At 65.9% G+C, this 12,703-nt stretch carries 9 protein-coding genes; 4 read left to right on the top strand and 5 right to left on the bottom strand.

Annotation, left to right across the window (positions count from 1 at the left end; genetic code table 11):
* Positions 1–7 precede the first annotated feature (7 nt).
* From M1E07_RS07105 to rsmA, 3 genes are read right to left on the bottom strand one after another with little or no spacing between them, the layout of a single operon-like run.
* The gene (locus tag M1E07_RS07105) at positions 8–1,837 is read right to left on the bottom strand and encodes an ABC-F family ATP-binding cassette domain-containing protein (protein WP_461189548.1); all 1,830 of its coding nucleotides are present in this window, start codon (positions 1,835–1,837) and stop codon (positions 8–10) included.
* Positions 1,838–1,876: 39 nt separating this feature from the next.
* On the bottom strand, positions 1,877–2,839 hold the full coding sequence (locus M1E07_RS07100; protein ID WP_461189547.1) for a 4-(cytidine 5'-diphospho)-2-C-methyl-D-erythritol kinase: 963 nt from the start codon (positions 2,837–2,839) through the stop codon (positions 1,877–1,879).
* The gene (gene rsmA / locus M1E07_RS07095; RefSeq protein ID WP_461189546.1) at positions 2,836–3,708 is read right to left on the bottom strand and encodes a 16S rRNA (adenine(1518)-N(6)/adenine(1519)-N(6))-dimethyltransferase RsmA; all 873 of its coding nucleotides are present in this window, start codon (positions 3,706–3,708) and stop codon (positions 2,836–2,838) included. The genes M1E07_RS07100 and rsmA overlap by 4 nt, the downstream gene beginning before the upstream one ends.
* 166 nt (positions 3,709–3,874) lie before the next feature.
* Here rsmA and M1E07_RS07090 point away from each other — a divergent pair, with 166 nt between their 5' ends.
* Positions 3,875–4,909, top strand: a complete 1,035-nt coding sequence (locus tag M1E07_RS07090) for an AAA family ATPase (protein WP_461189545.1) — start codon at positions 3,875–3,877, stop codon at positions 4,907–4,909.
* Between the two features lie 198 nt (positions 4,910–5,107).
* On the opposite strand, the gene M1E07_RS07085 is transcribed toward M1E07_RS07090, so the two are convergent.
* Positions 5,108–6,283, bottom strand: coding sequence for a ubiquitin-like domain-containing protein (locus M1E07_RS07085; RefSeq protein ID WP_461189544.1), 1,176 nt, complete (start codon positions 6,281–6,283; stop codon positions 5,108–5,110).
* 279 nt (positions 6,284–6,562) lie between these two features.
* Positions 6,563–7,468, bottom strand: coding sequence for a TatD family hydrolase (locus M1E07_RS07080; RefSeq protein ID WP_461189543.1), 906 nt, complete (start codon positions 7,466–7,468; stop codon positions 6,563–6,565).
* A 164-nt stretch (positions 7,469–7,632) separates the two neighbouring features.
* Here M1E07_RS07080 and M1E07_RS07075 point away from each other — a divergent pair, with 164 nt between their 5' ends.
* The 3 genes from M1E07_RS07075 to M1E07_RS07065 are packed head-to-tail and all read left to right on the top strand — an operon-like array spanning position 7,633 to position 12,702.
* Positions 7,633–8,757: an AAA family ATPase gene (locus M1E07_RS07075; RefSeq protein ID WP_461189542.1), complete on the top strand. Its 1,125-nt coding sequence runs from the start codon at positions 7,633–7,635 to the stop codon at positions 8,755–8,757.
* 10 nt (positions 8,758–8,767) lie between these two features.
* Positions 8,768–10,204 (top strand): DUF58 domain-containing protein, encoded by a 1,437-nt coding sequence (locus M1E07_RS07070; RefSeq protein ID WP_461189541.1) that lies wholly within the window; start codon positions 8,768–8,770, stop codon positions 10,202–10,204.
* A complete protein-coding gene (locus M1E07_RS07065; protein ID WP_461189540.1) occupies positions 10,201–12,702 on the top strand; it encodes a transglutaminase family protein in 2,502 nt (833 codons plus the stop codon). The genes M1E07_RS07070 and M1E07_RS07065 overlap by 4 nt, the downstream gene beginning before the upstream one ends.
* Position 12,703: the final 1 nt, after the last annotated feature.

Here is a 12,703-nt window from a genome sequence, read left to right as displayed (position 1 = left end):
GTTCGGTCTACTCGCCGAGGACCTCCAGGGCCTCCAGCCATTCGAGTTCGAGGGCTTCGCGTTCGCCGGCGAGGTCCTTGAGCTTTTTGTTTTGTTCGGCCAGGGCATCGAAATCGTTCTCTGCCGTGCTCTTGACCATGTGGTCGTGAAGCTTCTTTTCCTGCTGCTCAAGTTTGCCGAGCTGGCGTTCGATGCGGTTCTTGGCCTTGCGGGCGTCCCGCTTTTCGGCTTCGGACGGGCCGGTGGGAGCGGCGGCCGCGGAAGCTGAACCGCCACTGGTGACCGGGTTGCCGCCGCCGGTGATGGTGGAACCAGCCAGGGCTGATTCCCGGAGTTCCAGGTACTGGTCCACGCCGCGCGGAAGGGCGCGGATCTTGCCGTCGCCCAGCAGCGCCATCTGGTGGTCCGTCACGCGTTCCAGCAGGTAACGGTCGTGGCTTACCACCACCAGCGTTCCCGGCCAGCCGTCGAGGACGTCCTCGACGGCGGCGAGGGTATCGGTGTCGAGGTCGTTCGTGGGCTCATCGAGCATCAGCACGTTGGGCTCCCCCACCAGCAGGCGCAGCAGCTGGAGGCGGCGGCGCTCACCGCCGGAGAGATCCTTGACCGGGGTCCACTGCTTCTCGTTGGTGAAGCCAAGCTGCTCCACGAGCTGGCCCGCCGTAAACTCCTTGCCGCCCACGTTGAAGGAACGCTTCTCGCGCTCAATCACTTCGATGACGCGCAGGTCCGAGACGTCGTCGAGCTCTTTGACCTCCTGGGTCAGCACGGCAGTGACTACGGTCTTGCCGCGCTTGAGCTTGCCGGATGTGGGCTCGATCTGGCCGTTGAGCAGCTTCAGCAGTGTGGTCTTGCCGGCGCCGTTGACGCCCACCAGGCCCAGCCGCTCCCCGGGTGCGAGGCGGAGGGTGATGTTGTTGAAGAGTTTTTGCCCTTCGTCGCCGCCGAGGAAGTCCAGCGAGACGTTTTCCAGGTCCAGCACGTCCTTGCCGAGCCGCGCGGTTGCCATTTTGCTCAGCGCCGTGGAATCCCGGGGTTCGGGCACATCGGCGATGAGGGCGTTCGCCGCCTCAATACGGAACTTTGGCTTGGCGGTTCGCGCCGGGGCGCCGCGGCGAAGCCAGGCGAGTTCCTTTTTGACCAGCTGTTGGCGCTTGCTTTCCATGACTGCCGCCGAGCGGTCCCGTTCGGCGCGGGCCAGCACGTAGGCGGCGTAGCCGCCTTCGAAGGGATCCACGATGCCATCGTGGACTTCCCAGGTCTTGTTGCAGACCTCGTCCAGGAACCAGCGGTCGTGGGTGACCACCAGGAAAGCGCCCTGGTTTGCCCGCCACCGCGTCTTCAGGTGCCGGGACAGCCAGGCAACGCCCTCCACGTCCAAGTGGTTTGTGGGCTCGTCGAGCATGATGACGTCGTGGTCCTCGATGAGCAGCTTGGCAAGGGCCACGCGCCGCTTCTGGCCGCCGGACAGGGCGTGGACGTTGGCGTGCCAGTCGACGTCGGACACCAGCCCACCCATGATTTCGCGGATCTGCGGGTTCCGCGCCCACTCATAATCAGCCTGGTCCCCGACGATCGCGGCGCCGACTGTCAGGTCGCCGTCGAGCACGTCGCTTTGGTCCAGGTAGCCGACGTTGACGTCGCCACGCTTGGTAACGCGTCCGGAATCCGGAGTGGACCGCAGCGCTAGCAGACGCATCAGGGTGGACTTTCCGTCACCATTCCGGCCCACCATGCCTATCCGGTCGCCCTCTTCGAGTCCGAGGGTGATGCCGTCCAGGACGGTGCGGGTTGCGTAGGAGACCGTCAGGTTCTCGCCGCCAAGAAGGTGTGCCAAGGGAACTGCTTTCTGCTGCTGAGGTAGGAACTGAAGGTTTTACAGGAGGATGTCTGACATGATGCGGGCCCCAGGGACCGGGCCGTGGACGGCGAGTGCCGTCAGTCCGTAACGCTGCAGATTTTCTGCCAGGCCTTCTGCGGCTACAGGATCATCTGCCAACAGCGCCACGGTGGGACCGGAGCCGGAGACGATGCCGGCAATGGCCCCATGCGATTCGCCGATTCCCAGCGTATCGCGCAGTGCAGGCGCCAGCTCGATGGACGCCCGCTGGAGATCATTGACCAGCACACGGCTGAGGGCTTCAGCGTCCCCGCTGCGCAGCGCGGTAAGGATCTGCGGGTCCACCCCTGTTGGTTCGGCAGCGTCGATGCCCTCTGCCGCCCGCATCCGGTCAAGCGTCCTGTACACCTCGGGCGTGGGGAGTCCGTAGTCAGCCGTGACCAGGACCCAGTCCGTTTGCGCCTTGGCCAGCGCCGGAGACAACTCATCGCCGAGGCCCAAACCCACCGCCGTACCGCCGAGCAGCGAAAAGGGAACGTCGGCGCCAAGCTCGGCAGCAAGGTGCGCCAGTTCTTCACGGGAGAGCCCGCTGTTCCAGAGTGCGTCGCAAGCCAGGAGCGTGGCTGCAGCGTCAGCGGATCCGCCGCCCATGCCGCCCGCAACCGGTACCCGTTTCGTGATTTCGAGATGGACGCCGGTGGCGTGCTCAGACACGTCCGCCATGATGGCTGCAGCCTTGTACGCCAGGTTGTTCCGGTCCAATGGAATATCGACGTCGTCCAGGTCCAGCGTGCTGTCCGGGCTGAGGCTTACTGTAATGCCGGGGGCTTCAGTGCTGGTGGCCGCCACTTCCTCGTACAGGGATACGGCAAGGTAGACGCTGGCCACGGAGTGGTAGCCGTCGGGCCGGAGCGGTCCGACGTCCAGGGACACGTTGACCTTGCCAGGCGCCTTCGCGCGGACGGTGCGGGCGGCAAAACGTCCTGCCGGGGCGTTCACGGCCGGGCCTCACGGGCTTCCGCGATCTTCGCGAAGGCGGCGATGTCGATCACTTCGCCCCTCGCTGTGGGATCGACGCCGGCGGCCACCAGGCAGCGTTCGGCCTCCGCCGCGCTTCCGGCCCAGCCGGCGAGGGCTGCGCGGAGCGTCTTGCGCCGCTGTGCGAAAGCGGCGTCCACCACGGCGAAAACCTGCTCACGGCTGGCGGTGGTGGCCGGGGGCTCCTGGCGGGTGAAGGACACCAGTCCGGAGTGGATCTTGGGGGCGGGCCAGAAAACGTTCATGCCGATAACGCCGGCTTTGCGCATGCGGCTGTACCACGCAGCCTTTACGGACGGCACGCCGTAGGTTTTGGATCCCGGGCCGGCAGCAAGGCGGTCCGCCACCTCGTCCTGGACCATCACCAGGCCGTGCTGCAGGCTCGGAAAGTGCTGCAGCAGATGCAGCACCACGGGCACAGCCACGTTATAGGGCAGGTTGGCCACCAGGGCCGTGGGCTGGACCGGGAGTTCAGTGACCTTCATGGCGTCCGCCTGCACCAGATGGAACGTTCCCGCTGCGGCGGGGCGCCATTCCTTGACGGTGGCAGGAAGCTTTGCAGCAAGTACGGGATCGATCTCCACGGCGACTACCGACGCGGCAGCATCCAGCAGACCGAGGGTCAGCGATCCCAGGCCCGGGCCCACTTCCAAAACCGTCTCGTCCGGACCAACCCCCGCCGCCGTCACAATCCTGCGGATCGTATTGCCGTCAATGACGAAGTTCTGGCCGAGGGTCTTGGTGGGCCGGACACCTATCTCTTCCGCCAGCCGGCGTATGTCGGATGCACCAAACAGCGGTGCGGGCGCGGCGGGGATCGGTTCAGTCACCTAGGTATCCTATCCCGCGCGCCACTTGCGCCCGGCCTTGTTAAATGCTGCGGCCGGACCCGGAAGAGATGAGCCGGCCCTTCTTGTTTCACCGGCATCGCTGCGCAATGGCGTTGAACTGGGGCCAACCCCATCCCGGTGGGGAATCGGGTACTACAGTGGATGCATGGCTGCCAGCCGCAATCCGCTCGATGACCTGCGCGAAACCATCGGCCATCTGGCCGATCAGCTCAAGCTGCCCGGCTCGGAGCGCGTCGACGACCTGGTTGGCGATCTCATCGGTGTGAGGCCCGGGCCGGCCCGGCCGCTGTCCGAGGTGCAGGCCGAGCTCGACGCGCTGGTCGGACTGGAGACCGTGAAGGAACAGGTGCGGGCCCTCGTCGCGCTGCTCCAGGTCCAGGCCCGCCGTAAGACGCACGGCCTGCCGGAGGTGGCCACATCACAGCATCTGGTGTTCCTCGGAAACCCGGGCACGGGCAAGACCACCGTGGCGCGGCTCCTGGCCGAGATGTACCGCGCGGTCGGTCTGCTGCAGAAAGGCCACCTGGTCGAGGTGGACCGTTCGGGCCTGGTGGGGCAATACGTCGGCTCAACCGCCATCAAGACGGATCGGGTGATCCGGCGTGCGCTGGACGGCGTCCTGTTCATTGACGAAGCTTACGCGCTGGCTCCGGAGGACGGCCGGATGGACTTCGGCCCCGAGGCGATCGAGGTCCTGCTCAAGCGGATGGAGGACCACCGCCACCGTCTGGTCGTGATCGTGGCCGGGTATCCGCGGCTGATGGAGTCCTTCTTGCTCTCGAACCCCGGACTACGCTCCCGGTTCGCCCGTGAGATCACATTCCCCGACTACTCCGTCGACGCACTCCAGACGATCTTCCACCAGATGCTGGCCCAGCACGAGTACACGCTGGAGCAGGGTGCGGACCAGATGCTGCGCCGCATCCTCACCGGGCTCCACGCGGGCGAGGACTCCGGCAACGCACGGTTCGCCCGCACGCTGTTCGAGCAGGCGCTCAACCGCCAGGCGCTGCGGCTGTCGCTCGACGAGGAACAAAGTCTCGACGCGCTCGATCGTGAGGCCGTCATTACGCTCACCGCGGGCGACATCGCCGAGGCCGCCCTGGCCTTGGGCGAGGAGCCGGAGCCGGAACCGACGCCGGAACCGGAGCAGCCACGCTGGTGGCGCTGGCTGGCCTGACCGGATCTGCGGCGGCTGTCAGGCGAATGCCCGTCCCGCGCGCCACCGCAACTTCACGCTGCTCCTGAGACAACGAACTGCCCTTAAACATGAAACTGCTCCCCGAAAGTCAGAACTGAATTTTCAGTCCAACTTTCGGGGAGCAGCTCAAGATCCGGGCCCGGCCGCACTGCCTTGCGGGGCTTGAGGCAGGTTGCGTCAGCTGGTGGCAGCCCAGCCGCAGCCCCACGGCTGCAGGCCGCGCTGAGCGTAAACGCGGTTGGCGATATCGATCTGCTGGCCCTTGGTGGCAAGGCTGGCGTTGGGAGCGTACGCGCCGCCGCCGGATCCGAGCCAGGTCTGGATGTCGAACTGCAGGCCGCCGTAGTAGCCATTGCCGCTGTTGATGGACCAGTTTCCGCCTGATTCACACTGGGCGATCTTGTCCCACATGGCCTCGTTCATCATGGCAGGGGCGGCGGCGCCGGTGTTGGCGCCGGCAGTGGCTGCCGGGGCGGGGGCCGGCGGGGCTACTGGCTTGGCCTTGGTGCCCACCGTGATCACCTCGGTCACGGGCTGCGCAGTGACCGCTTCGGACACGAGGGTGCGGGAGGCTTCGCGGCCATCAACCAGCACGAGTTTGAAGGTCTTTTCCACCTTGCCGGCGGCGCCTGCCTGGGTGACTTCCTTTTCACCCTTCAGCAGCTCGGCGCTCTCCCTGGTCTCCGACTTGAACGGGACATCCTCGGTAGTCACGGCGGTCTTGCGAGTGTCCACGCGGGACACCTTGATGACCATGTTGTTCACCACGTGGGCGTTTGCGGGCTGGGAAGTCCGGTCATTGGCGCCAAGGGTAAGGCCTGCATCTTCCAGCACCTTGCCCACCGTGGCGGCAGTTGTGGTGGCGGTGTCCACCTTGCCGTCAGCAACAATGCTCACGGACTTGGGAGTGGAGATGGAGACGAAGGACCCTGCTACCGAAAGCTGGGCGTCCTTGGGCACGGAGACCAACGATGCACTTGCGACTCCGAGTTCAGTCACGAGTCCGGCAACGTCCTGGGCGGTGGTGTTTACCGTCTTTTCGGAGCCGTCCAGGCTGACCTTGACTTCCTTGGCCATGTTGACGTTGATGACCGTGCCGTTCTGGACAGTGGCATCAATGGCTGGCGAGACCCTGTCCGCCGGCTTCAGCTCGACGTTGGCGCTCTTGACGACCTGCCCCACGGTCCCACCGAAGGTCTGCACGGACGTTACCTTGCCGTCCACGTTCAGCGTGATGGTTTTGTTATTGCCGACGAAGGCTACGAGGCCCACCACCAGCGCGCACAGCACCAGGAGTTGGGTTCCAACCTTGATAAAGCTGAACTTGCCGTCCGTTGTAAAGAACTTGACCACGATTGCCCGTAACTTTAGGTCCTTCCGGGCACGGGGATAGGGCAATAAAATGCCCGGCAGCACCTCCGAAAGGGGCAGTCCGGGCATCATCGCCGCCACACTCTGCGCAGCGGGCAGGCTGGAACCAGGCCCAGCAGATCCTGCTGCAAAACAGAGTGAATTTGCCTGGTGGCCTTCCCCGACCCCGGCTAACTGAGTCCTACTGTAACCGTAGCGTTATAAAGCGACCAACATTTTTGCATACCCGGTATTAAGATCCAGGCGGGGTGGGACGTGTTCTTAATCCCACGTTCCGTAGGCGCGCACGGTGTTCTGCTGGATTCCCGAGCACAGCTCCGCAAGGTCAGTGCTTGTCAATTCCGCCATGGAGCGGACGGTGTAGGGGACCATATAGCTGGCGTTCGGACGGCCCCGGTGCGGGTGGGGGGTGAGGAAAGGAGCGTCTGTTTCCACCAGCACCAGATCGGGATCCGCGATGGCGAGCGCGGCCCGCAAGTTGGTTGCGTTCTTGAACGTCAGTGTTCCGGCGAAGGACATCCACCAGCCTTCCTTATTACAAGTGGCCGCCAGCTCCTCATCGCCGGAAAAGCAGTGGAAAACCACCCGCTCCGGGGCCCCTTCTTCCTTCAGTACCTGCACCACGTCGCTGTGAGCGTCCCGGTCGTGAATCTGGAGCGTCAGGTCCAGCCGCTTGGCGATGTCGATGTGGCGGCGGAAGGAGTGCCGCTGGTGTGCCAGGCCCTCCCCCTCGGTGCGGAAGAAATCGAGGCCCGTTTCGCCAATGGCCCTGACCCTGGGATGGGCTGCCAGCCGCTCAATCTCGGCCAGCGCCTCCTCCAGCTCGCCGCGTTCGGCATAGCGCGGAGCGTCGTTGGGATGGAGCGCCACCGCTCCCAGCAGGCGCTCGTCCAGGTCCAGCGCCTGGACGGTGAACCGCGAGGATTCCAGATCGCAACCCACCTGGACCGCACCCTGGACGCCCACCGCCGCTGCGGCGTCGAGCGCCTCTTTAATTCCCACCGGCGCTTTGCCGTCCGGGAAATCCAGGTGCGTGTGGTTGTCCATAACCGGCACCGGCAAAGGCTCGGGAGCAGGGGGAAATTCCCGCTTCGGGGAGGTTCCGGATTCCTGGCCGCCGTCGTCGGCGGAAGCCCGGTAAGCGGCGGGGATCAGCGGATTGCACATCCATCAAGCCTAAACCGCCATGGAAGCCGCATATTTGTTGGAACTCTCTGTCAGCTGAAGCAGTTGTGTTAGTAGTCTGGTACGAACACATGCGGACGCCCACCGACGGGCGAAGGCAGGGCTTGCTGTCCCGTCCAGGTGAACCCCGGGCTGAAAGGTTGCCGATGGAATCCCACCGACGCACTGCCAACGACGTGATCGCTGCGAACCGTAATCTGGCGGGGGTTACAGACCCCGTCAGCCACCTCAACGGGCACCGGCAAACCGCAATGGATGCCCCCTCATTCCACGCGGCCAGCGAACGGATCCTGACGACGATCAACACGGTGATCGACGGGAAGTCCGACGCCGCGAAGCTTGCGCTGACCGTCCTGCTGGCCCAGGGACACTTGCTTCTTGAGGATGTGCCGGGCGTGGGCAAGACGCTTCTGGCCAAGACACTCGCCCGGACCATCGATTGTACTGTCAACCGGATCCAGTTCACCCCGGACCTGCTGCCCTCCGACGTCACCGGCGTTTCCATCTATAACCAGGCCTCCCGGCTCTTCGAGTTCCGGCCGGGTGCCGTGTTCGCCAACATCGTGATCGGGGATGAGATCAACCGCGCCTCAGCCAAGACCCAGTCGGCCCTGCTCGAGTGCATGGAGGAACACCAGGTGACGGTGGACGGCAATTCGTACCGGCTGGACGAGCCTTTTATGGTGGTGGCGACGCAGAATCCGATCGAGATGGAGGGCACGTATCCGTTGCCTGAAGCCCAGCGGGACCGCTTTATGGCGCGCATCTCGATGGGCTACCCGGACAAGGACTCCGAGATCGAAATGCTCGAGACCCATCAGGCAGCGTCGCCGCTGGCCAAGGTGTCTGCGGTAGTAACCACCGCGGATGTTGCGGCCATGATCGCCACTGTCCAACAGGTCTACGTCTCGCAGGCGGTCAAGGAGTACACAGTGTCAGTGGGCAGGGCCACCCGGGAGAGCCCGCTGCTCCGTTTGGGCGCGAGCCCCCGGTCCATGCTCCAGCTGCTGCGCGCTGCCAAGGCCACGGCGGCCCTTGACGGACGCGATTTCGTGTTGCCTGACGACGTCGTGCACGTTGCGGAAGCTGTCCTGGCGCACCGGATCATCCTGGACCGGAAAGCCGCCGGGGCGGGCGAAACCGCGCACAGCGTCCTCCGCGGCATCCTGTCCAGGCTGCCGGTCGGACAGAGGCCTGCCGATGCGGGGAACAAGGCTCCCGGGCCCACGAACAGGAACACCCCTGTCTCAGGCCTGAGCAGGAACCATTAGGCGGTTTTCCATGGCGCTGCTGGACAGACTGCCCCGACATCTCTTCACCCAGCGAGGTTGGGGAATGCTGGCTGCAGGGGCCGCGGCACTTGCCGCAGCGCAGGTGATGGGCCGCCGGGATCTGTTGAGCCTGGCTGTCCTGCTGTTCGTCCTTCCGTTGGTTTCCCTTGCGGGGATCCGGCTGGTAAAGCCCCGCTTCCAGGTATACCGGGAATTCAACCCGTCACCGGTGGAAACCTCGGCCTCCACTACCGTGCGGCTCGCGGTGGCGCGCACCGGAGCAGCCAGCGGCAGGGCCACCATGGAGGAAAGGCTGCCGTCCCGGTTCGGTGAGTCGCCCGCCTTCCGGTTTCCGTCCCGTTCGGCAACCGGCAACACCAGCAGGTATGAATACCACCTGCGCTCCGCCCAGCGCGGACAGTTCCTTATTGGACCCGTGACAGCCGAATTCACCGACCCGTTCGGGCTGTCCCTGCACCGGCAGGCAATAGACGACGGCGACACCCTCACCGTGACGCCCGCCGCCGTCGTGCTTCCCTTGACCGGGCTGGCCGGTGCGCGGGGCAACGACGGCGTCACGGCCACCAGAATCCGGGCCAACCCCAGCGACGACGACGTCATGACGCGCGAATACCGGCACGGGGACCCGATGCGCCGGGTGCACTGGGCTGCTACCGCACGGCACGGCTCCCTGATGGTGCGGCAGGAGGAATCCGTGACCACACCCGAGGCCACGATCATCCTGGACCACAGGTTCACAGCGTTCTCCGGCGGGTCCGGGACGGTACCGCCAGGGAACGCAAGCCAGGACGGCCACACCATGATCAGCAGTGAAGCGTTCGAGTGGGCTGTTGTTGCCGCCATGTCCATCAGCGCCCACCTGGCTGAGCGCAATTATGGTCTGCGCCTGCTGGATGCCCGTGGGGAACCGGCGTTCCTGCGTTCGCCCTCGGCTCCCGAACCTGAGGTGGAGGAGTACACCGGTGCATCCGGACTCCAGTCCATCGCAGAAAGCCTGGCGGCTATCCAGCTGACCGGGCCGCACACCCGCCGCGACTCCGGGCGCAGTGATATTCCCGGCCCCCGAAAATCCCACGGGCACCAGGACTCCGGACCGCCGCCCTTTGATGACAACCTGATGGACAAGTTGTCGGCGCACCGGATGCGGGGACCCATGATCGCTGTTTTGGGAAGGATTTCAGCGCTGGAGGCCCTGTCCCTCGCCCCGGCCGCCGGATACGGCACCAACGCCTTCGCCATCCTTGTCACCGAGCGGCCCGCGGAGTTCGAGGACGCACTCGAAAAGCTCCGGCAGGGAGGCTGGCGTGCGGCTGCCGTGCCGCCGTCACTATCGGTCGCAGCTGCCTGGAACCAGTTCGACCAGGATGTCGCCTTGCCGGAAACCCCGGCGACGGAGGTCCGGCGGGGAGCGGAGGTGGCAGGATGACCATTGCCCCGCCGCGCAATACGGGAACAGACCAGCAGCCCGCGCCGCCCACAGGGAACGCAGCAGGACGTACCCGCGTTGGCCCCTACCCCTGGGTGATGGCAGGCTCCATCGCCCTGGGGGTCGCCGGAGCTGCCCTGTCGCTGAACGGAGTCCTGCGGGGCTGGGGGTGGTACTGGCCCGTTTTCACCACCGTGCTGGTGGTCTGCTTTACCCTCGCCGCCTTGCGTGCGGTGAGGGCACAGCCCCTGCTGGTCACAGCCGGCGGGTTCCTTTCCCTGGGCGCCGTCCTGACCCTGACGTTCTTCCGCGGATCCAGTATTGCCGGCGTCATCCCCACCGGGGCGAGCCTGGCTGAGCTTGACCGGTTGATCCGCCGCGCCAGCGAAACCGTTCTGTCCGAAACCGCTCCCGTGGCGCCCAACGTCGGCATCGTGATGGTGATCTGCGCCGTCCTCGGCCTGGCGGTCATCCTTGTGGACGCGTTCGCGGTGGCGCTGGGCATGCCTGCCGCCACGGGTGCCGGGCTTCTGGCCATCCTCGTAGTGCCGGCCATGATCAAGCCCCAGAGCGTAGGGTTTTGGGGTTTCACCGCCGCTGTGGCGGGATACCTGATGATCCTTGCCTGCAGCCAATGGTTTGTTCCGGATGCGCGGACACCGGCCGATTCCGCCCGCAGCCCTGGCCAGGTCCGGCGGGCTGCCCTCACCGGATCCGTGGCGCTGGCCGCCACCCTGCTGGTGCCGTTGGCAATCCCGGGATTCGACCAGGGCACATTCCCACAGGGTTCCCGCCTCAATCCGTGGGGTGCCTCCACGGGGCTGAACCCAATGATCACGCTGGGCAACAGCCTGCGGACTCCTGCCGGCACCGGACGGATCACGTATGCCACCGATTCCACGGCACCGCTGTACCTGCGCTCAGTCACCGTGGACCATTTCGACGGCGACTCCTGGGGCCCGGACGACCGCAACGCCTCCCGGCGCTCCCTTGGCAGCCAGATCGACCCTGGCTATGCGGTCCTGGCAGATGAACAGCAGCCGGTAGTCACAGCCATCGATACCGGAACTTTTACCAGCCCTTACCTGCCGGCCCCGTACCCCCCGGAATCCGTGCGGGGCCTGGATGGCAGGTGGACCTGGGATCCCGCCACCTTGAGCATCAAGGGAACGGACGCCACCTCCAGGCGTCAGGAGTACCTGGTCCGGTCTTCGGTTCCGAAGCTTACGGCGGAGCAGTTGGCCCGGTCATCGGCAGGCGTGCAGGGAATCCCGGAGGATTTCACCAGGATTCCGGGCAACGTTCCCGAGATTGTCCGGACGACGGCCAGCACGGTGGCCGGTTCCAGCGCCACGCCCTACGAAAAGGCCATGGCTATCCAGAAGTACCTGCGCTCCGCGGAGTTCACCTACTCGCTGCAGTCACCCGTGCAGGGCGGCTATGACGGGAACGGCCTCTCGGTCCTTGCCGATTTCCTGGACCAGAAAAGCGGGTACTGCATCCATTACGCGTCAGCCATGGCCGTGATGGCCCGGCTCGAGGGGATCCCCAGCCGCATCGCGGTGGGCTATGCGCCCGGCAGGTTGACCGGGGCCACCGTTTCCGTGGCGGGCGAGGGTGCACTGCCCGAATACGAGGTTGATGCCAGGGATGCCCACGCCTGGCCCGAACTGTATTTTCAGGGTTTGGGCTGGGTGCCATTTGAGCCCACGCCGTCCCGTGGGGTCGTGCCTGATTATGCTTCGGAAGCATCGGCCCCTTCAGCCCCGGGTGCCCTCGACAACAATGACGATCTGGTCCCGGATGCCGCCCCGGCTCCTGCCCCGGCACCAAGCGCAGCTCCCCTGCTCGCGCCGGGTGGAGGCGAAGCCGCTGATGCCGGCGTGCAGCTCCTGCCCTTGCTGCTGGGTTTGGGCAGCCTCCTGGGGGTGGCCCTTCTGGCAGCCGCGCCGCGCCTGGCAAGGACGGGCATCCGGTCACGGCGGCTTCGACCGGCAGATCCAGGCACGGCCGCGGCGCTGGCCTGGAGCGAACTGGCGGACCTGGGGACCGATTATGGCCTGCCTCGGAAGTCCAGCGAGACCCCGCGTGCCTACAGCGCCCGCCTCCGCGAATCTGCGCTGCTGGGGGAACCCGGGGGGCTTGACGATGCTGCCCACCGGGCCGCGGCTGCCTTGACCTCAGACTTCGAACGCCGCGAATACGGCCCGCCGCCGGCGGCGGCCGATGTGCCGGCGGAGCGCACCGGCCGTGCCGGCCCGGGGACCGCAGGCGCTAACCAGGAGGTGACGGGAGCCCGAATCGCAGCTCTTGACTCCGCTTTACGGGCCCATGCCCCCGCACTGCGGAGACTGCGTGCTGTGTGGGTGCCGCCGTCGGTGGTTGGACGGCTGGGGCGCCTGCTGTCGGCGCCGTTCAGGGCTGCAGGAGCAGGCGCGGTCCGGGCAGCAAAAGCCGCCGCACGCTTCTGGTCAGCACGCTGGTCTGCGCGTTCCTGAT

This window comes from Arthrobacter sp. Z4-13, from assembly GCF_054792705.1.
Note: the sequence above shows the minus strand (reverse complement) of the source record. Positions and strands in the feature narration are given on the sequence as shown.